Genomic DNA, 20,275 nt, shown 5'->3' with positions numbered 1-20,275 from the left:
TGGCGCGCAGGTTATCGACGTGAATCACCTCGTCGAAATCGTGCCTCGCAGCGAGGTGTTCCACTATGGTCGTCTTACCGAGGCTGGAGCCGCCGCCGATCGCGTACATGGTCATCATCGTTGACTATCATGAAAAATGCCGGCCAACATCGCCCAGGTTGTCAGGCGACGTCGGTTTCGCGTCCCATACTCTTCTCCGAAGACCTGGCCCCACTCGCTGAAGGTCTTGTTTGAGGTCAAGACAATCGAGCCCTTCTCATATCGCTTCGAGCTGACCTGGAACACCAGGTTCGTCTTACCCGCGCGATGGCGGACCCGGTCAAGGACTCGGTCGGCCCGGGTTGTTCGGGTTACGCGGAAAAGTGCCCAGAGGCTCAACCCCAAAGTGGACCTGGTCTCGACGCTCAACGGCAGCGAGTTCACCCTCCTCGTGCCGGTCGACGACAGGTTCGCAAAGACCGCCGGAGTCCGGGCCGGTTTCCGGCGGTAACGCGCTGTCGGGCGACGATGCTCGTCGCCTCGGGCACCTGGCCCAGGGCGGTGGGTATCCCCGGCGATCGCTGGATCGGGCGAGCACCGGGGACCTGTCCTCGTCTACGCAGCGGTGGGGTCACCGCTGCGGAAAGCTGGCCTACTCGTGCTCGACGAGAAGAGCATCGACCTGGTCGCCACTGACGTTCGCGAGATTCCGGGTAGGTGCGCCGTTGTAGTGGGCAAGAGCCGGCACCACCGCGATCTCCTGGCCGCCGGTGAGCGGGACAGGGCAGATGCAGGTCGCGTGATTGAAGTTGTTGGCCGCCTGGATACCGCCTTCGGTGAACTGCTGGGTGTTGTGGTCGTCAGCTGACGCCGACGAAGCGCCCGCGAGAACCGCGCCGGTCGCGGCGAGCAGGACAGTGGCAATGCGTGATGGTTTGAACACGCATTGCAGCGTAGTGGGTGGCTCGCGGCGCACCGAACGAGTGATTCGCCAGAGCTATTCGGGGCCCGCGTCGGCCAGGTACTGGAAGTCCAATCACCGTGTCGAGTCGCGGCAGATGGTGCCCATGGATGCGCTGAATGGATCATCCGGTGTGGGGTGTTCTGCTCTGTTCGAGTGGTCGTGATTTTCTGGCGCTGCGGCTGGTGATCAGCGGGCGCTAGCGTCGGCTGGTCTGGCGGCGAACCCGCCGTCTGGGGAGCCTTCGGGCTTTTGAGGGGAGATTTTCCTTATTATGCAACGAAAATTGTTGCGGCCCTTTGTGCTGCGCACAATCAGTGCGGCCGCCGCGGGTGTCCTGGTGGCCGTGGTTCCGGCGACAGCGTCGCCCGCTACGGCCACGGAGGTCTCCGGTGGTGTGCCGTTGCCGGTGACGTGGACGCCGCCGGCGCAGGTGAACCGGACCCCGACCGGTGTCCCGGCCGATCAGGTGACCGCGAGACCCACGGAAGCCAGACCGGGTTCGGGGCCGTCGACCCAGTCGGTGACCTGCGCGACCTTTGCCCGGCTGGGAATTCAGCCGTGGTTCCCGATGGACCGGTATCCGATCTCTGACCGCACCGAGCTGCTGGTCAACCGGGCCAACGGCAACGCCGTGATCACCGATCGGGCGCTGACGGTGAAGGGCACGGGGCTGGATCTGTCGGTGAACGCGGTCTACAACAGCCGCGGCGTCATCGGCGCGTTCGGCAAGCTGTGGACGGTGTCAAGCGGGCCGGACGTCCAGCTTGACGTCAGCAGCAGCGGAGTCATCGTGCAGGACCCGACGGGATACTGCTCGGAGTATCTGAAGAATCCCGACGGCAGCTACGCCACCCCGATCGGCGGACACGCCACGCTGGTGAAGCTGGCTGACGGCAAGTACGCGCTGTCGCAGCACTCGTCGGGTGAGACTTGGTCGTTCACCGGTGCGGGGCGGCTGATCTCGCAGGCCGACCGTAACGGGCACAGCCTCACCTACCGCTATAACGCCACTGACGGCACGCTGGCCTCGATCATCGACACCCAGGGCCGTGTCACCACCGCCGCCACCGATGCCGACGGGCGTATCAGCGCGATCACCGATCCGGCGGGCCTGGTCGCCGGCGGCTACGCCTACACCGAGCCCGGCCCGGGTGGCCGCCTGTCGAGCATCACCAACCGGAGTGGCGGCAAGACCACCTTCGCCCAGGACGACATGGGGCGGGTCACGTCCGTGACACCGCCGGCGGGCGGGGCCTACACCCTCACCTACGACTCGGCGGGCCGGGTGACGCAGGTGAAGGCACCGAACTCGGACGGCGTCCCCAGCGTCACCGACTACGCCTACGGCGACACGACCACCACGGTCACCGACCCCAACCGTCACCAGAGCACCTACACCATCGACGACAAGCAGCGGCAGATCAAGGCGACCGACGCGCTCGGCCACACCAGGGCCCAGTCGTGGTCGGCGAACGGTGACGTCGCGAGCGTGACCGACGGCATGAACAACTCGGTGACCTACGACTACGACGCGCTCAACAACCTCAAGGGCGGCAAGCTCCCCACCAGCGCGACCGCATCAGTCGGCTACACCGACACCGCGCACCCGCATCTGCCCACCCAGGTGTCGGACTTCTCCGGCACCAAGGTCAGCAAAACCTATGACAGCAACGGCAACGTCAAAGCCGTGCGCTCCGATGGTCTCGGCGCCGACGTGGCGAAGTACACCTACACCGCCACCGGCCTGGTCGCGACCAAGGCCGACGGCAACGGCAACGTCACCCGCTACGGCTACGACAACGCCGGAAACTTGACCACGGTGACACCGCCCGCGCCGCTCAAGCCCAGCATCTACACCTACGACTCCCTGTCGAGGGTGACGAGCGTGACCGACGGCAACGGCGTCAAAATCAACTACGGTCACGACAAACTCGACCACATCGTCGCCGTGTCCACCGCCGACGGCACCGGCCTTGCGGCCTACGGCTTCGACGGCATCGGCAACCGCACCAGCGCCCGCACCGCGCACGCCGAGTTCACCAGCACCTACAACCGGCAGCTGCTGACCCGGGTCACCCGCACCGCCGGCGGCGCCGGCCAGCCGACGATCTACTCCTACGATCGTGCCGGGAACGTCACCGGTGTCGAAGACCCGAGCGGGCGCACCCTCTACGGCTATGACGCCGCCGACCGGCTGACCTCGCTGACCGACCAAGCGGGCAAGGTCACGAGCTACGGCTACGACAACGCCGGCAACCGCACCTCGGCGTCCCTGCCCGGCGGGAGCAAACAGACCATCGAGGTCGACGTCAGCGGGCGGCAGAAGGCGATCACCGTCACCGATTCCGCGGGCAAGTCCCTGTTCTCCAGCAGCTACCGCTACACCCGGACTGACGGCACCGACACCGGCCAGATCCAGGCCCGGACCGACTCGGCCAAGTCCACCCGCTACACCTACGACGGATTCGGCAGGCTCACCCAAGCCGGCACCCGCGGCTACGCCTACGACCTGGCCGGGAACCTCACCTCCGGCGACGGACGCACCTACACCGTCAACACCGCCAACCAGATGACCAAGGTCGACACCACCACCGCCACCTACGACGGCGCCGGCAACCTCTCGACCACCACCCCCGGCGGCCAGACCCGCTACAGCCCCACCAACCAGCTCACCTCGATCACCTCCGGCACCGACACCCTGTTCACCGCCTCCTACGACACCCTCGACCAGACCCAGCCCGACACCATCACCGAGACCACCGACGGCGCCACCACCAGCCACGCCTTCACCCGCACCGCCATCGGCGTGTCCCGCACCGTCGTCAACGGGGCCACCACCACCTACACCCACGACACCGGCGGGAAGCTGACCGCGGTCACCGACACCACCGGCAAACACCACAACGCGATCACCGACAACCAAGGCAGCGTCCTGGCACTGGTCAACGACACCGGGCAGCTGACCGCCCGCTACGACTACACCCCCTACGGCACCACTACCGCCACCAACGTCCTCGGCTCCGGCGCCGAGGCCAACCGGATCCGCTGGATCGGCACCTACCAGCTCGCCTCCGGGCTCTCCCTGACCGGATACCGCCACTACAACCCCGTCTACAGCCGCTTCACCCAAACCGACCCCACCGGCCAGGAACCCAACGACTACGCCTACGCCCAAGGCGACCCCATCAACAACAGCGACCCTTCCGGCGCGAAAGCCAGCAAGGGGTGTATCGGAGCTGGCGTCGCCGCGATCTTCGGTCTCGTCGGCGCGGCGGCCGCGGTCGCCGGAGCCGGAGCGACAGGAGGAGCCCTGGTGCCCGTCGCCATCCAGACCAGCATCACCGCCACAGGTGCGATCACCGGCACGGCAATAGCCTGTAGCTGAGCGAACCAAAGCCAACGGACCGAAGAAAGGATGGCAGCCATCGACAAGAAGATCACCGGTCCCGCGATAGCAGGAACAGTGTCCGTCCTGTTCGCCCTCTTCGCTTTCCTGTACCTGCGGAACCTCTACGTCAACATCATTGCGGTAGCAGGTCTCCTGGCAGCGATCTACACCTTCTGGCACTACTACCGCCACCAGCGGCAAGCCCGCTCCTAGCCGGACGTCGGGGTCCCGATTGCTCAACAGCTGCGGGACCCCGACGCAAACGAAAAACCGCCCTACTTTGGCGAACTTGCCAAGTGGGCGGTGTTTCGTCGATGTGTAGCTAAGGGGCGTGCTCCAGGAGCATCATGACGAGACACGCCGCGCGTTGATCGATCTCCCCGGGATCGCCGACGTGATCATCGTGTCGCGCCCAGGGGTGCTTCCGCCAGTAGACGAGGGGAAAGCCGTCCGCACGTGGCAAACGTTCAAAGCGGTTGGTGTCAGCCCCGAAATCCGGGGCCGGCACCTCGCGCTTTTCAGACGGCGGTCGGCAGCGTCGGCGTGATGGTGACGCCGTTGATATTCCTGTTCGCAGGGGATGGCGACCGCTTAAAGAACGCCGACCGCCGACCGAGCTGTATTGCGATGATCGCATCCCAGGACCAAAGCGATCAACCGACGAATACTCGCTGACTACGAACAGACAACGCCCGGATGTCAAGCAATCCCAAGTCGCCCTGAAACCCTCAGGATCACGTGATGCCGCGCCTGTTTCGCCGGTGTCACCAGCTACTGTATCGCCAGGTCTGGACCGCCTGGTTGGTGCAGCTCCACTGCTGCAGCGCCGCACCAGCGCCACCCCAGTTCTTGTCGTCCACGCAGAGGCCGCCCATGGCGCTGGGTTGGGATCTCTACGGGATTGTGTGGCTCGTTCTGGGGTTGACCGACGAGGGCCCGATGGATTGGAGGAACTGGGGCAACATCGGGCTCGGCACGTTCTTGCTGGTGGGAAGCTGCTATTACTGGACTCTGTTCGTGCGCAGGCGCCATAAAGATCGCTGACAATCGTCGTGGACTCGACACTTGGCCTCCTATAGCCGCTTGCCACGCGACTGCCCTGCCGCACCTGTCTGAGCCCCCACGATCCCACTCGGCACAGGAATGGAAACGGCTCGTCATTGACGCGACCGCGACGTCGTGGAGCTCGATGTCGATGTGCTGGGAGACCTCGCGCAGTGTGGCGAAAGCCTGCTCTGCGTTCCAGTTGCGTAGCAGGATGATCATGCCCTTGGCCTGCTCGATCACCTGTTGCGAGGTGAGCGCGGTGTTGAACGCTCACCCGACTGTTTTTACGCATGATTAGCCGAACGAACCGGTTGCCATACCTGCGTCCTTGATCGTCTCGGCCCTCGGTGACCTGGTCGGCGTCCACCGCGAGTTCTCACGCGACGTTCGACGCGATCAGCCTCGGCGGTGGAACGTCCGGAGAGGCGACCATGCCGCGATGTGCAGCCGCAGGCAGGGCGGCTGCACATCACCCTCAGGTGCTCCAGGAACCCGGATCATTCCACGGCGCTGTCATTCGGGCTTTTCGGGAAGCTGGACGTCCTTCCGCTTCCGGCGTTCGAAAGTGTTTGTCAGCAGTATCACGGTCAACTCGGCCGCAGGCGCCCCCATGAGTTGCAGCAGATCGCGTACCGACCCGGATTCGAGCAGAAGATTGCCGGTCATTGTGGTTACGCAGAACATGATCAGGACGATGATTCGTTGTCGGCTTGTACGGTCCATGCCTGTATGTGTGCGGAAAACCGCCGGTCTGCCCGAAACCGGCGGACCAAAGCGTGTAACACCCGAACGGGCTACGAATCAGCCGATCGAGTGAAGTTCCGGGTAACCGGGAAAGGGAACGATTTCGCGGCGCACCTACTCCGTGAATGCCGACTTACTCCATGGAGGAACGCTGTGACACATGTCCACGATCGGACGGGTACGACACCGGCCGCGGCCGAGAGCGGCGATCACGCGGACGCGGCCCCCGGAACCCTTGACGAGCATCGAGGGTTCGCCCGGGAGGTCGTCGCTTTCACCACCGCTCCCGAGGGCGACCGCGCCCTGGCTTTCGAGCGGATCATGGTGTCCCACCAGGACTATTTGATCAATGGACAGATAAACAGGAGGAGCGCCCCGCGCCGAGACCTACGGTAACCGGACTTCCCACGGCACGGTTGTTTCTGGTGTTCGCTTGTGGATTCTCCGACGGCGTCGGCAGAACTCTGTTCCGTCCTCGACGTCCGTTCTCCAGGGATCCATGGAGACGACTGCGGGGATGGTCACGGTGCGGCGCTTGGCAAGGGACCGCGCGGGCGTCGGATCACTTGCCCGGCACCCGCGCTTTCCCGGACACACAGCTGTCCACGAAGTAGTCCCCATATAGTGAGAGCCAGTCCGCTGTGGAGCTGTACGGCTCGTCCCACGGTGCGCCACCGGTGAAGCGTTTGAGGTTGTTCAAACACGCCTCGGGCGTGGGAAACGCGAGCTCGGCGAGCAGCGTGACGTGTGCCTCGGCTCCTAGCTCACCCGCTCGGCGTAGCTCCACTACCTTCTGTTCCTCGCTCATCATCGTTATCGCCGAGCACGACGAGACCAGCAGCACCATCGCACCAGCCGCCACCGCAGCCACTGTGCGCCCCCATGTCGTTGTCATACATACAAGTCAAGCAGCATGGCCTCGTCCGCGGCCACAGGAAGTCATCCTCGACACCCTCAACGTCCTCGTGACCGTGTCTGTCCGGAAATACGGAGGCGAGCAGTGCCCGCACCGTCGGGATTCCGGCGAGCTGCGGTTCTGTTCCCGCTGTGTCCTCCACTGTCGCTGGAGGGAGCGAGTGTCAGCCGGGCGGCATCGACAGGTGTCGACGCAACGGACGGATGCACTAACAGCCGCGGCGTAGTGGGTAACGGTCGGTTGGCCCGTGCCGGCGGCCGTTCGCCCGCCACCGCGGTGGCGCTGAACTCGAGGAACCGAAGACGTCACAGTCGCTTCCGCCTGTGCCGTCCCTGGTCCTGGGCGGTCAATCACCAAGAGCGCGTGGTGCACCTAGACGAGCAGGCTGCGCTCCGGCGAGGTTCAAGTCCCGGACCCGTGAGGCAGGCGAGCTTCGAGGTGGGGGCGAGGACGGCGAAGTCGTCGGTCAGGTGAGTGAGCGCGAGGTAGCTGCCGGAGACGGTGGCGTCGCCGTATCGGGCGAAGACCGTGGGGACGTGTCGGCTGTGGGCGGGAGATAGTGCCCAAGCGCGACGGCGAGCACTCCGATCTGCTGGGTCAGGTCGAGAAGAGCGCGACCCGGCGGGGACTTGAGGACGTCAGCAGGGCGTGTGACCTCGGCCTGCGGCGCGGCGGCGTGTTGGTTCCCGGAGAGGAGAAGTTCACGGTGGGCGAAGGCGACGGGTTCGTAGACGACGTGGCTGGCGGGGTCGACGGCTTGTGCAATTTCATGAACGTTCCCGACAGTGGGATACCGGAGCCCAGGTCGAGGAACTGACGTACCCCAGTGTCAAGCATGAACCGCACGGCCTGGCGCAAGAAGACCCGATTGCGCCGGGCGACCTTGACGACCTCCGACTGGATGGCGATCAACCGCTGCGCGATGGCCCTGTCAGCGGCGAAGTTGTGGGCGCCCCGAGCAGATAGTCGTGCGGGCGGCGGTCGTGAGTGCGGCTACGGACCTTCAGAGCTCGCGGCGGTGCTGGATGACCCACTCGGCGACCAGTTGCAGTTTCATGTTGGCGGTCTGGGAGGACTCGAAGAGCAGGCGGAAGGCTTGGGTGTCGTCGATGTCGTGGCGGTGCATGAGGATGCCTTTGGCCATGCCGATCGTGTCGCGGTTCTCGACCGCGAGGTGGAGGCGGGCTTCGGTTTGCGCGCCGACGAGGGCGATCGCGGCGTGGGCCGCGAACAGCCGCCCGTCGTCGTCAGCCTGGTCGCTGAAGGCGTCTCGGGCGCGAGCGTAGAGGTTCAGAGCGCCGAGTGTGTGTTCGGAGACGAACAGCCGGTAGGACAGCATGGAACGGATCCCGGTCTCGGCTGCCGCGGGGGTGAACGCCGGCCAGCGCTGCTCCGCGGTGAGGTCGCCGGTGCGGAAGATCAGGTGCTCGGTGATGGCGTCGAGGCAGGGGCCCTGCCTGGTCCGGTATTGCAGTTCGTCGATGGTGGACACGACCTCGCTGGTCGGAGCGACGGTCCGGATCCGGTGTCCGGGCTCGACGAGGGAGATCCCGGCGTGCTCGGTGCCCGGGACGTGGTCGACCGCGGCTTTCACGATCGCGACGAGGGTGGATTCGACGTCCGGCTCGGCTTGCAGGGTGCGGGCGATCCCGCCGAGCACCGTGTTCAAGCCGTCGCCGGCGGCATGTTCGTGATCGTACATCGGACCCCTCCGCCCGCTGTGACGAATGATCAGTCTAGCGAGGGATGTTGCTGGCCTTGAGCCTGCTCGGCGCACGCTGTCCGTGACACAGCCATGGGTGGACCCTTCCGACTGGATCGTCCTGTTGCGCCGGGTAGGCCGGGCCGGCGCTCGATCAGCTGCGTGGTGCTGTGCGCGGACACCGGCCACGCTCAGGAACGTCACTGCGTGCAGATCGATCCCGATCACCTGGCTCACCACACCCGCTGCAGCGCCTGGTCTACCGCCGAGTCGAGAAAGTAGAGGGGCGTCGCCAGGAAGGGGACGATGGTGAGGTCTTGCTTTCTGGCGATCCGGATGTGTTTCGGTGCTCCTTGCCAGAGCAGGTTTTCCTCGGGGGCGAGGGTGAAGGGGTCGGCAGGTACGATCGCGCTCTGCAACCTTGGCACCAACCACAGCTGCAGCGGCGACCACCGGTCGGCGCTGTCCTATCGCGACGGTGAGATGAGCCTGGTGTCCCCTACCGGTTAAGTGAACGCCCGACGGCTGTGTGGTGAATGCCCGGCTGAGCGTGTAGCGCGGCCGGTGGGCATCCGATGATCAGGACAGATGGCCGAGGGGGAGGGCACGATGGTCCGTCGCGCGCTGGTGTGCTTTCTGCGTTTTCTCCTGGTGTTGTCGCTGACGGCGGGTGTCGTGGCGGCGTTGCCTGTCGGGACCGCTTCAGCTGTGGGTGATGGGGGTGTGGACAAGCCGCTCAACAGTGTCCCTGATCAGCCTGATGTGGATCCGGCGAAGGTCTCGGTTCCTTCGGAGGAGACGCCGAAGCTGCCGCCGGCGGGGTCTGCGGCGCGGAAGTCGGTGGATGACGCGCTGGCGGCACGCGATGAGGCTGCGGCGCGTGTTCGGCAGAAGCTGACGCCGGTGCGGGTGGAAGGCGCAGCAGCCCGGCCTGTCGAGGTGAATGCGGCCCAGCGTCAGGCGGTTGCGCCGTCGTGCGGCGACGGGGGGCCGCCTTATGACCTGAAGTGGGAGAACCTGGGCGTCACCGTGCAACCGTTCTTGCCTACTGGTGGCCGGGTGAAGCTCCGGCTGACGATGGTGGGGGCGGGAGACTTGCCTGCGGGGGCGGCTTTCGTCAGTTATCACCTGGGTGGTGCGTCCGGGTTGCCGTGGGTGAAGTACGACGGGAACCCCTTGCAGGACATCACGGTTCCGTTCAGGCAGGGGCAGGCGCTCGAACTGGAGGTGCCGCTGGCGGGTTTGAAGCCGGGCAGCCATTTCGTTGCTTGGGACGTGTTCGTCAAGGGGTATGGCTGGCTGAGTGAGAAAGGTGTGTGTTCGCTCAGCGTCTTCTACAACGTCGCGAACCGTGCTCCGAATATCAGTGTGCTCGGCCCGCCGAACGGCGGAACCACCTTAAGTCGCTCGCCATCTCTGGCTGCGGTCGCGAACGATCCGGACGCCTTTCCCTTCGCCAATCCTCGCTACCTGTTCACGGTGTGCTCCGACAGGGAGATGACAACGCGCTGTAAGACGAGTGGCTGGCAGGATCACTGGGCGTTTCAGGTGCCGGACGGATACGCCCGTTGGAACGATACGCTCTGGTGGAAAGTCGAGGTCACCGACGGTGCTCTGAGCACTGTGACCCCGGCGATGGCGGTCATCGTGGTGCCGCCCGCTCCGGATCAGTGGCGCACCGTCGGCAGCGGCATGAACCTCAGTACGGTACGCGGCACGGTGCTGCCGTTCGGCATGTACACGCGCCAGGCCGTGGATCTCGAGGTGCGGACCGAGTCGACTCCGAAACTTCGGGTGAGCCGGGGTTACTCGAGCGCGGCGACCACCGCCGGTCTCGTGGGCGCGATGGGCCGCGGCTGGATGAGTTTCTTCGATTCCCAGGCCAGCTGGAACACGGCGGAACAGTCGTTGACGATCACCTATCCTGACGGACGGCAGCAAGTATTCGGAAAGAACCCCGACGGAACTTTCGCAGCCCGAGGCGACACCGGATCCAGCAACACAGTGAAGCTGGTAAGCGGGGTCTACGAAGTCAAGGCCGGCGACGGCGAAATACTGCGTTTCGATGCGACCTACGGTCAGCTACGAGAGATCGTCGTCCGCCCCGCCACCTACAACAAGATGATCAGCATCACCCGCGACGACAAGGGGCGGATCGTCGGTCTCGGACAGTACAACTCCGGACGCCAAGTGTCCGTCGAATGGTATCCGCCAGGCGGTGAAGGAAACTGCCGCAGCCGCGAACTGATCAAATCAATCACCGGCGAGGCACCCGCGCCGGGTGAGGCACCCATCCGCGTCGAGTATCACTACACGGCGTGCGACCGCCTGGCCGAGGTCTGCCAGGTGGGCGTCGGGTGCGAAAAATATGCCTATGACGACCAGGCCCGGCTGATTGGTGGCGCGACGCGAGCCGGCCGTCCACTGGACCGGGTCACCTACCGTGCGGTGGGATCGCCGGAGGTCTCGCGTGTCGACACTGCGGCGGACTCCGACCAGAGCACCACCTTCACCTATTACAGCCTGCCGCTCTCGGAGCCGGCTCAGTCGGACTACCTCCAGCACGTGAACCGCCGAGGCGGGAGAACGGTCCAGACCTTCGACGGCAAGGACGAGACCTACCTGTTTGACGAACTCAACCGGCTCTACGAACTGGATCACGCGCCGATACGCGCGAACCCGCAGACGGTGGTGTACCGATACTGGAACTACAGTCCCTACACCGGACGGCTGGAAACCTTCTTCGACGAGAAATTCAATACCACGCACATTATCCCCAACCCGAACGGCGATGTGGCCACGCGCTGGACGAATCGGAAGGTCGACGACGTCGTCGGCGCCAATTACCGATACAATTACACCGCTCCGCTGGATGATCCGCGATACGGAAAAATGCTCACGAGTTATCCATATGATCAGTCCACCAAGCCGTATGAACCGGAAACTTACGACTACGCAGCGCATAATGGCCTCCTTGTCTCGAAGACCATGGCGCACGAGGCGGGTGCTCCCGCAGGAGTGGAACAGTACAACTACACGCAGGGAACGGAAGCGCCTGAGGATCTCCTCTTCAGCGTGACCAACGGGTCGGGCACCGTGATCTACGACCGCAATCGCGCAGGCGACGTGACCGGGATCCGCAACACCGTGACGGGAGCACGTACCGGATTCGAGCGGGACAACCTCGGCCGGATGACCGCCAAGATTGAGTACTCCGCGGCGTTCCCACAGGGGGCCCGGACCTCGTACCGCTACGACGCGGCCGACAATATCGTGGGCGAGGTCTACCCGGAGACCACTGACGCCGTGACCGGCGAGAAACACCAACGCGTCGTAACCCGAGAATTCGATCCGGATGGGTTGCTGCGGTCGGAGAACAACGTCGACACTCCGGCTTCTGCCCGTTGGCGGGCCGCGCATCCCGACCAGACGGCCGCCGACCCCTATACGCGGACGACGACCTTCCGCTATCACCCCGACGGAAAACTCGCCGAACGTGTCGGTCCGAACAACGCGAGTTTCAGCTACGAGTATCACCGGGGTCTGCTGGAGAACGTATGGCGACCGGACGGCAATCTCGATGTTTACCTGTACGACGCGAAAGGACGTCTGACCACCGTCGAGCGCCGCAGCACTGACGGCGTGATCCGGCCCATGGCCAAGTACGGTTACGACCCCGCGGGGTACAAGACCTCCGAGATGGACTCGGCAGGACGGGTCACGCGCTACACCTACAGCTGGGACGGAATGCCTATCCGCGCCGCCCGGGTCGTCCCGGCCACCGCGAAGGCACCCGAACGGGAGATCGAGCTCTGGAAACGTTCCTACGACGCGCTGGGCAACGTCACCTCGGAAACATCGGCTGCAGGAACCCAGACCACCACGGGCAAATACTCCCCGGCCGGGAAGATGCTCGAGCAGACACTCGACCCGTCCGGTGTGAACCGCAAAACCACCTACAGCAACGATCTGTGGGGGAGGCCCGTCCAGATCGCGGTGTCGGACAAGAACCGCACCCAGACCACAAAACTGATCTACGACGCCGGTGGCCGAGTCATCGAAACCCGGATCGTCACCAACTCGGGCGATCTCGTCACGAAGAAGACCTACGACGAGTACGACCGCGTACTCACCATCACCGACCCCCGCGGAGCCGCCAGCGCTCAGCCGGGGGCCTACACCTCCGCTGTCCGCTATGACGAGATGGGCCGTGTCGTGGAGGAACGAGGGCCACCACGCGAAATCGAGAATCATGGGCAGTCCGCGACAGTCCTCACCCCGATCACGACACGGGGCTACAACGCCTTCGGCGAACAAGAGCATCTGCGCGACGCCCGTGGTGGCGTCACCACCGCCGAACTCGACAAGCTCGGCCAGACCGTCGCGCTGCACAGCCCGGTCTATCAGCCCGCGGGCAAGCCGCCGACCGATGGCGTCGTCCGCTACGAATACAACCAGCTCAACCAGATCACCAAGAAGATCGATGCCGTGGGTGGCGAGATCACCTACGCCTACGACCCCTACGGCAATGTCACCACCCAGTCGGGACCGAAGGTCGGAGACGTCGTCCCGGTCACCACATTCACCTACGCCCCGGGCGGTCTCGTCAGTCGAATGACCGGCCCGACGGGCGCAACCGTCGAATTCGAGTACGACGTGTTCGGGCACGTCACCACGAAGACCAACGTGGTGCGCGTACCGAACGGCCCACCGTTGCGCTACAGCACCACATCCGTTTTCGACGACGCGGGCCGGATGACCTCCCAGACCGATCCGGCGAACAGGACCACCCGCTACAGCCACAACGCCGTCGGTGAAGTCACCGGCGTCGACCCAGGCAGCCACGGGGACCAGACCTTCGAATACGACTTCGCCGGCAATGTCGTGCGCCAGACCGACGCCCTGGGCCGCGCCCTCACCACGACCTATGACCAAGTAGGCCGCCCGACCACGACCACTGTCATCGGCGCCAAAGGCGAACGACTGCCCGGCGCCACCACCGAATACGACCCCGCGGGCAACCCCATCGCCGTCACCACGCCCGAGGGTCGCCGCACCGAACGAACCTACGACGCGGCCAACGCCGTCCGGTCGATCGTCGAACACCCCAGTGTCGGCACCGCGGTGACCACCACCTTCGGCTACGACCTCGCCGGGAACCGCACCCGCGTCACCGACGCCCGCGGCAACAGCACCTGGCAGACCTACACCCTGGCAGTTGCCCGAACGGGAAATCGATCCAGCGACACCGTCGTACCCGGCCGAGGCCGACCGCACCAGGGCGATCACCTACGACTCATCCGGCCTGCCCGTCACCGAGCGGCGTCCTGGCGGCATCGTCATCCAGCGTACGTTCGACCCGGCCGGAAACCTCACGGATGAGACCGGCGCCGGGCCGAACACCCCCGCCGCCACCACCAGCGTTGCCTACGACCTCGCAGGACGCGTCATCTCCGCCGGCCACCCCAAGGGGCGGCAGACGTTCAGCTACGACGACCGTGGACTGCTGCTCGACTCCGACGGACCCGCCGGAAAAGCTGCATTCCGTTACACCGCCGCGGGACAGACCAGCGAGCGCACCGACGTCACCGGAATGACCGGCTTCACCTACTACGACACGGGTGCCGTCCGCACGCAATCGAACCCGGACACCGGTGGCACCCTGACCTATCTCTACGCCGCAGACGGGCAGCTCGACACTCAGCAACTCGGTGTAGTGGCCAGCCGCAAGATCGAGTACGACGCCTTCGGCAGGCTCTCGAAAGACAGCCTCACCAAGCCCAGCGGCACCGTCGACACACTCACCTACACACTGGACCGCGACAACAAGATCACCGGGAAGTCCAGCGCCGCCGACCCCGCCTACGGCGGCACCTACGACTACGACCGCGCCGGACGGCTCACCGGGTGGAACCCCCGAAACGGCGCGCCCGCCGAGACCTACGAACTCGATCAGGTGGGCAACCGCCTGTCCACCACCGTCACCTCCACAGGCGGAGCGCCGTCCGTGGCCGAACGGTCGACGTTCGACGCCCGCAACCAGCAGACGACACGCGAGATCCCGGCGAAGGCGACCACCGGATACACGTATACGGCGCGCGGGACCCTCTCCCGCGAAACCACCACACTGGCCTCTGGCACGAGCTCGGCGACCGACACGATCTTCGACGCTCTGGACCGCGTGACCAGCGACCGGGGCACACAGTACGAATACGACGCACTCAATCGCGTGGCCAGCCGTAATGGTGTGTCCTTCGCCTATGCCGACGGCAATGACGACCCGATAGTCGCTCCCGCGACCGACCCGGCTCAGACGGAGACAGTCGGTCGTGACCTCAAAGGCAAGGCCACAAGCGTCAAGACGGCTCAAGGCTTGACGATCCCCTGGGCGGACGCGCATGGTGACATTCGCGCGCTCGTCGACCCCGCGACCGGCGATATCCGCGCTCGCAAGACATTCACTCCGTTCGGCCGCTCCGGTGAGGTGAGCGGGCCACCGAGCACGTTGGGATTCCAAGGCGACTGGACCGATCCCGGTACCAACAGGGTGTCGATGGGAGCCCGGTGGCTCGACACCGATACCGGCCGATTCACCAGCCGGGACACCGTCCCGCTCAGCCAGGACAGCGCGGCGGGCACCAACCGGTTCAGCTACGGCGCCGGCGACCCCATCAGCACCATCGACCCGACAGGTCACACCGCCTGGCCGTGGGATCTCGGACTGGGCGGTGCCCTGGACGACATCGGCCGTGCGATCGGGAGTTGGGGCGACGACGCGGCGGCCCTGGGGAACTGGATCTGGGGCGGAGTCAAAGCCGCGGGCGAATGGGCGTCGAGACTACCGCCCTGGGTGAAGATCCCCGCCAAATTCGGCAGCAGAGCAATCCCGTATGTCGGGTGGGCGCTGCTCGGACTCGACGTCATCGACATGCTCGACACGGCCGAGTACAGCAGTGCCCGCGCGGTCGAGATCCCCGCCATCGCGAAGCCGTACGTCGTTCCGATCGTCGCCCCCGCGCCGCCACCGGTACCGCCGCCACCGCCGCCGACCATCGTCAAGACGGTGACCAAGCGAGTCCCGGTCACCTGGATGGAGCCGGAGAAAACCACCTACGTTCCTGGCTACCGGATCACCAGCTACACCCAGCACATCGACACCTACCAGTACACCACCATCTACTGGTCCAACGGCGCCGTCGTGCAACTACCGCCCTTCCTCTCGGAATGGATGACGGTGAGCTGGTGGGAAGCCATGCCCACCATCGACCCCGGCAGAGCCGAACAGGTCCAGGTCGGCACCAGCGCCGATGACATCGCCGGCCATGTAGAAAGCCAGCAGCCACAGGAACATCTCGGTGGCTGCGGTTTACAAGGCACTGAAGTTGACTGCCTCGGCGAAGCCCTCGCACCCACGATGGGCGGCTGCTTCACCCTGGTCGACACCATCAGCGCGTGCTACCCGGACACCCCCAACCCGCAGGCGAACCAAGGGGGAGAGGAGCAGCGGTCCACCCATCAGGGGCCAACACCTGTACCGCAGCTCAACACAGAACTCGACGACTCGTGCGCGAACGGTGGTCAAGCACGCAGCGACGGGACCAGATCGGCACAGACCTGGACCAACTGCAACCTCGACATCGACGAACTCAACGGCGGCCACGCCATCGAGAGACATGTGGGCAAAAGTGACCAGTACTTGATCGGCCGTAAGGATCAGCCCAAGGCGTCGACCTTTCCCGACCTTGACAGTGCCAAGCGTGCCGCGACCCATAACCTCAATGAGAATTGGGCTCAGATACAGTGGTGGCTCAAGCATTCGATCGTCAATAAGATTGCGATCGAATCACTGCTCCCTTCCGGTGTTTCGGGTCGAGTATACTTGCGCAAAGAGGATCGTTTTGTCTCCGCGGTCGGAGTGAAGACGGTGCTTGTTCGAGATCCGAACATGCCGGGAGGTTTCCTGATCTTGACCAACTATGCGACATAGTGAGGGGATGAATGCTCGGATACTTGGCCTCCGTTTACTTTCATCAAGATCATGATCTACATGGAGGGAGTGCGGCCGAAGTTGTAAGAACTTTCGTAAAGGAGGAATCATTCGAAGTTTCGAACCAATTGCTCTTGGAGCTCGATGAACTGAAGAAAAGTGACTTGACGGAAGATATGGCGCGCCAGCTGTGGCTGGATGAGTACGACGCACAGTACGAGCCCGATGTCAGGGATGGAATCAGCTACCTGGAATGGTTCGATCAAGTTCGAAGAGAGGTGGAAGGTCAGTTGGCTCGCGAGAGTCAGGGGTGACGGAGGGGTGGGCCCAGCGGATCACGGCGTGTCAAAGATTGGACTGTGCGGACAACTTCCTCGGAGGCGGTCGGTTACGCAGTTAGATCGGGAAGTGCCAGCCCAGAATTTTGGTCTGCCTATCTGATCGGTTCCACGGGTTCACGCTGCCTGCGGGAATGCGGGAATGCGCGATGTCCGGGATGAGTCCAGACCGCCATCCACTGCGGAACCGAGCGCTAGCCCTCCCGCGCGGGGGAAACGCTATGCGCTGTTGGCAGCGACCGCAGGTTAAGGGGCCAGTCCCGCTCATCCGCAAGGGCCGGAAGAGCGCTGAGGGCAACGACGAATCTGATGACCGGGTTCCCTCCGGCGATGAGGAGGCGAACCCTCTGGAGGTTGACCCGTAGCAGTATCGCGGCAAGGGCGGATTGGAGGGTGTCACCCCTGGTCCGGGGGGATCGGTCTGCCTTCGGCTAGAAGACGTTCGAAGCCATCACTGTAGGGAGTCCGGACCTCCGTGGAGCCCGGTGCGGGGATCTGCACGGCGTCGTGGCGGTCCTGTTCAGCCAGGCCTGCCGCGGCGGTTGCCCGCCGTAGACCGCGGGGTCGACGGCCGTGCAGTGCTGCTCGATCCACTGCCGCCGCGACATCCCGGCGCCGCCGTTCATGTCGGGCATGCCGCGGTCGCTGCCGGATCCGCTCAGGACGTACTTCAGTTTTCCTTCGGTGGTCCACTGCTGGAGCTGGCCGACGGACGGGGAGTCGTCGCTGCCGAGGAAGCCGCCCATGCCGATCACCGTCTCGTCCGAGCCATGATGAAACCGGCGGCCATGACGGCGGAGCCGTTGACCGCCAAGGTGATCTCGGCGGTGCCGCGGTGCTGTTTGGTGTAGTCGAGGATCCGCCGCTGGTCGTCGGTGAGCTGCCCGTTCATGGCGTCGGCCATGCCGCCACCGGGTGGCCGCCCGGTTCCGCCGCCGGGCGGCGCGGGGAAACCACCACCGGGCTGGGGCGGTCGTGCCCCGGGACCGCTGGGGAAGTCGACAGGACGTGAACGAAGACACGCCAGAACTATCCGGCGCGATCAGTCAGCAGCACCGGAAGATCACTTCATAGTGGACCCCGGGCTCACTGTTCGTCGCTCGGACACCGTGCCGTGTTCCCTCACTCGTGCGCAGCCCGCGCCCGCCTCAGAAGCACGAAGACAGACGCAGGGTTTCTGACAGCGGCTCGGGCATCGCGTCCAGCGGCTGGGCTGAGGGTGGGCGGCGCGGTGGCAAACGAGTCTGGGTGACCGGTCTGCTGCTCGGCCCCCACCCGTGCCAGATCGCCGAGAGGCTGCCGGATACGGGTGGGGCATGAGGTTCAGGTCAGTTTCCGACGACGCGATCCACGGCGCTGCCGTCGATGGAGACGGTGTCCCGGTTCGGTCGGTTGGTCTTGTAGTTGCCGAGAGCCGGAACGACCGCGATCTGCTGGCCGCCGGTGAGCGGAACGGGGCAGATGCACGTGGCGAAGTTGTGGTTGTTGGCCGCCTGGATGCCGCCCTCGGTGAATTGCTGGGTGTTGTTGTCCTGGGCCAGCGCGGGCGTGGCGGAGATGAGGGCGGCGCCGGCGGCGGCGAAGACTGAGGTTTGCGATACGTGATGGCTTGAACACGCATGGCAACATAACAGTAGGGAGACCGCGCCTCTTCGTCCACCTCCAGGGAGGTGAGGCGGGAAAGCGTCATCGATCCACCGTCCGGCGGGTTGTGTTCGGTGGCCGGGCGGCGGGTTGCGGCGCTGGAGGGGGTGGAAGTGATGGTGCCGGCGGCAGCGGGGTTGACGGTGATCGTCACTGCGGCCGAGCCGGACACGGCGACCGATTCTCGTCAGGCGCATTTCCCTAGGTGTGAACTCACAGCGGAGGGCAGGGCCTGTCGCCGAGAAGTGACGCTGGTGGCTGCCGTTGCCGCACGAGGTCTGCTTCACCCTTGGGCGACCCTGCACGCGTCAGTTGGAGCACAGGTGGTGCATGCCGAAGCATGATCGCCCAAGTGGTGGTGATCGCGTCGCTCCCGGCTCGGCAGGCGTGCAGATGAGCTGGTGCCTGAGAGAGTGGCTCTCGAGATCAGGGCATCGTCAGGCTCTGGCGCATAACGAAGAGTGGGTAAAGGTATGGCTCAGGGCAGTGTGAAGTGGTTCAACGGCGAGAAGGGCTTCGGCTTCATCGAGCAGGACGGTGGCGGGCCGGACGTGTTCGTGCATTACTCGGAGATCCAGGGCAACGGTTACAAGTCCTTGGATGAGGGGCAGCGGGTGGAGTTCGAGATCGGCCAGGGCCAGAAGGGACCGCAGGCCCAGCAGGTCACCGCGATCTGACATCACGGTTGCGGAGGTCCCTGTCCGATCTAGGCGGGGACCTCCGCGACCGTGTGATGTCCGGAACTGAGAACGGCGAAGCCGCACACTGGCTAGTGGCGTCGTCGGCTGAGTGACATCTCGATGACGACGCGGTTGGTGCGGATGGGCAGGCCACGTTCGAGGCGCAGGTCTGGATCGGTCGCAGGACGGCGTGGTGGCTGGCGATGATCGCGCAGGCGGTGCCATGCGAGTGGGCAGTGCCTTCCCGGTAGTCCTCGCTGAGGTCCGCCGCCTTCTCCGTAGCCAGGGTGAGTTTTGTGACGGCGTCGCGGAAAGAGTCTGCGAGCAATCGGGTGCGTGGCGCTGCGTGAGGGGCGTGCGCTGTGTGTGCCGAAGGAGAAATACCCAGTGGTGTTACGTTCCTGGAGCAGTCCATGTGACCCCATTTGGCGGGAGTGGGACGGCGTGCTCCAGATTTGCTCCAGCCACTGAACAGTAACTGAAGTTCGCCGTGCCAATTCTCAAAGTGAGGTGGAACGGAAAAAACCGCCCTACCTTGGCGTACTTGCCAGGTGGGCGGTGTTTCGTCATTGTGGAGCTAAGGGGACTCGAACCCCTGACCTCCTCACTGCCAGTCTGGTTCGATCAAGGCGCTGACCTGCGGTTATCGAGAACCCGCTGGTCGGCTGGCGCAGTTGTGCGCAGTTCGATGCGGTCCTGTGTCGTTGGGCGCTGTCGTAACTGACGTCGTGCTCCAGATCTGCTCCAGAAAAATTGGTGTGAGAGTTCGGCTGATCGTTCAAGGCGCGGGCAGGTGCGGGGGACCTCGCCGGGGTCGGAGTGAACGGCGTTGTCTCGGGGCGTGACTCACGTACGGCGAGCGACAGCGCGGATCACGAGGTGACGC

15 protein-coding genes and 2 pseudogenes are annotated in these 20,275 nt (G+C 64.8%); 6 read left to right on the top strand and 11 right to left on the bottom strand.

Going from position 1 to position 20,275, the window contains the following annotated elements:
- Positions 1–114: 114 nt before the first annotated feature.
- Together ACFWMR_RS10395 and ACFWMR_RS10390 are read right to left on the bottom strand one after the other, a co-directional pair.
- Complete coding sequence (locus ACFWMR_RS10395; RefSeq protein ID WP_378378213.1) at positions 115–285, bottom strand: ATP-binding protein; 171 nt, start codon at positions 283–285, stop codon at positions 115–117.
- Between the two features lie 346 nt (positions 286–631).
- A complete protein-coding gene (locus ACFWMR_RS10390) occupies positions 632–922 on the bottom strand; it encodes a hypothetical protein (RefSeq protein WP_378378175.1) in 291 nt (96 codons plus the stop codon).
- A gap of 358 nt (positions 923–1,280) precedes the next feature.
- Between ACFWMR_RS10390 and ACFWMR_RS10385 the strand changes: the two genes are divergently transcribed.
- Together ACFWMR_RS10385 and ACFWMR_RS10380 are read left to right on the top strand one after the other, a co-directional pair.
- Entirely contained in the window at positions 1,281–4,328 is a 3,048-nt protein-coding gene (locus ACFWMR_RS10385) for an RHS repeat-associated core domain-containing protein (protein ID WP_378378174.1), read from the top strand.
- Positions 4,329–4,358: 30 nt separating this feature from the next.
- Entirely contained in the window at positions 4,359–4,544 is a 186-nt protein-coding gene (locus ACFWMR_RS10380; RefSeq protein WP_378378173.1) for a hypothetical protein, read from the top strand.
- A 558-nt stretch (positions 4,545–5,102) separates the two neighbouring features.
- Here ACFWMR_RS10380 and ACFWMR_RS10375 read toward each other — a convergent pair.
- From ACFWMR_RS10375 to ACFWMR_RS10350, 6 genes and pseudogenes are all read right to left on the bottom strand, one after another.
- Positions 5,103–5,630: pseudogene (locus ACFWMR_RS10375) on the bottom strand (ANTAR domain-containing protein); the annotation flags it as partial.
- A 261-nt stretch (positions 5,631–5,891) separates the two neighbouring features.
- On the bottom strand, positions 5,892–6,101 hold the full coding sequence (locus tag ACFWMR_RS10370; protein ID WP_378378172.1) for a hypothetical protein: 210 nt from the start codon (positions 6,099–6,101) through the stop codon (positions 5,892–5,894).
- Positions 6,102–6,684: 583 nt separating this feature from the next.
- Entirely contained in the window at positions 6,685–6,984 is a 300-nt protein-coding gene (locus tag ACFWMR_RS10365; RefSeq protein WP_378378171.1) for a hypothetical protein, read from the bottom strand.
- 520 nt (positions 6,985–7,504) lie between these two features.
- Positions 7,505–7,950 (bottom strand): annotated as a pseudogene (locus ACFWMR_RS10360) (SAM-dependent methyltransferase).
- Positions 7,951–8,041: 91 nt separating this feature from the next.
- Positions 8,042–8,740 (bottom strand): GAF and ANTAR domain-containing protein, encoded by a 699-nt coding sequence (locus tag ACFWMR_RS10355; protein ID WP_378378170.1) that lies wholly within the window; start codon positions 8,738–8,740, stop codon positions 8,042–8,044.
- 233 nt (positions 8,741–8,973) lie between these two features.
- Positions 8,974–9,159 carry a hypothetical protein gene (locus ACFWMR_RS10350; RefSeq protein ID WP_378378169.1) on the bottom strand — a complete coding sequence of 62 codons (186 nt, stop codon included), beginning with the start codon at positions 9,157–9,159 and terminating at the stop codon, positions 8,974–8,976.
- Positions 9,160–9,328: 169 nt separating this feature from the next.
- On the opposite strand from ACFWMR_RS10350, the gene ACFWMR_RS10345 reads away from it, so the two are divergent.
- The 3 genes from ACFWMR_RS10345 (at position 9,329) to ACFWMR_RS10335 (ending at position 17,041) form a co-directional block, all read left to right on the top strand.
- Entirely contained in the window at positions 9,329–14,122 is a 4,794-nt protein-coding gene (locus tag ACFWMR_RS10345) for a DUF6531 domain-containing protein (RefSeq protein WP_378378168.1), read from the top strand.
- Positions 14,123–14,333: 211 nt separating this feature from the next.
- Entirely contained in the window at positions 14,334–16,727 is a 2,394-nt protein-coding gene (locus tag ACFWMR_RS10340; RefSeq protein ID WP_378378212.1) for an RNase A-like domain-containing protein, read from the top strand.
- Positions 16,728–16,738: 11 nt separating this feature from the next.
- Complete coding sequence (locus ACFWMR_RS10335) at positions 16,739–17,041, top strand: contact-dependent growth inhibition system immunity protein (RefSeq protein WP_378378167.1); 303 nt, start codon at positions 16,739–16,741, stop codon at positions 17,039–17,041.
- Positions 17,042–17,496: 455 nt separating this feature from the next.
- On the opposite strand, the gene ACFWMR_RS10330 is transcribed toward ACFWMR_RS10335, so the two are convergent.
- The 3 genes from ACFWMR_RS10330 to ACFWMR_RS10320 all read right to left on the bottom strand — a co-directional run bounded on the left by ACFWMR_RS10330 (position 17,497) and on the right by ACFWMR_RS10320 (position 18,996).
- Entirely contained in the window at positions 17,497–17,811 is a 315-nt protein-coding gene (locus ACFWMR_RS10330; protein WP_378378166.1) for a hypothetical protein, read from the bottom strand.
- Positions 17,812–17,816: 5 nt separating this feature from the next.
- Positions 17,817–17,969, bottom strand: coding sequence for a hypothetical protein (locus tag ACFWMR_RS10325; RefSeq protein ID WP_378378165.1), 153 nt, complete (start codon positions 17,967–17,969; stop codon positions 17,817–17,819).
- A gap of 424 nt (positions 17,970–18,393) precedes the next feature.
- On the bottom strand, positions 18,394–18,996 hold the full coding sequence (locus tag ACFWMR_RS10320; protein ID WP_378378164.1) for a hypothetical protein: 603 nt from the start codon (positions 18,994–18,996) through the stop codon (positions 18,394–18,396).
- Positions 18,997–19,182: 186 nt separating this feature from the next.
- Here ACFWMR_RS10320 and ACFWMR_RS10315 point away from each other — a divergent pair, with 186 nt between their 5' ends.
- Positions 19,183–19,386, top strand: a complete 204-nt coding sequence (locus tag ACFWMR_RS10315; RefSeq protein ID WP_378378163.1) for a cold-shock protein — start codon at positions 19,183–19,185, stop codon at positions 19,384–19,386.
- The last annotated feature ends 889 nt before the right edge of the window (positions 19,387–20,275 follow it).

The sequence above is a fragment of the Amycolatopsis thailandensis genome, assembly GCF_042723255.1.
GTDB lineage: Bacteria > Actinomycetota > Actinomycetes > Mycobacteriales > Pseudonocardiaceae > Amycolatopsis > Amycolatopsis thailandensis.
Note: the sequence above shows the minus strand (reverse complement) of the source record. Positions and strands in the feature narration are given on the sequence as shown.

Coding starts and splice junctions, on each gene's coding strand:
- ACFWMR_RS10380 (WP_378378173.1), top strand. CDS start 4,359: ATGGCAGCCATCGACAAGAAGATCACCGGTCCCGCGATAGCAGGAACA.
- ACFWMR_RS10370 (WP_378378172.1), bottom strand. CDS start 6,101: ATGGACCGTACAAGCCGACAACGAATCATCGTCCTGATCATGTTCTGC.
- ACFWMR_RS10355 (WP_378378170.1), bottom strand. CDS start 8,740: ATGTACGATCACGAACATGCCGCCGGCGACGGCTTGAACACGGTGCTC.
- ACFWMR_RS10345 (WP_378378168.1), top strand. CDS start 9,329: ATGGCCGAGGGGGAGGGCACGATGGTCCGTCGCGCGCTGGTGTGCTTT.
- ACFWMR_RS10340 (WP_378378212.1), top strand. CDS start 14,334: ATGACCGGCTTCACCTACTACGACACGGGTGCCGTCCGCACGCAATCG.
- ACFWMR_RS10335 (WP_378378167.1), top strand. CDS start 16,739: ATGCTCGGATACTTGGCCTCCGTTTACTTTCATCAAGATCATGATCTA.
- ACFWMR_RS10330 (WP_378378166.1), bottom strand. CDS start 17,811: ATGGGCGGCTTCCTCGGCAGCGACGACTCCCCGTCCGTCGGCCAGCTC.
- ACFWMR_RS10325 (WP_378378165.1), bottom strand. CDS start 17,969: ATGGCCGACGCCATGAACGGGCAGCTCACCGACGACCAGCGGCGGATC.
- ACFWMR_RS10315 (WP_378378163.1), top strand. CDS start 19,183: ATGGCTCAGGGCAGTGTGAAGTGGTTCAACGGCGAGAAGGGCTTCGGC.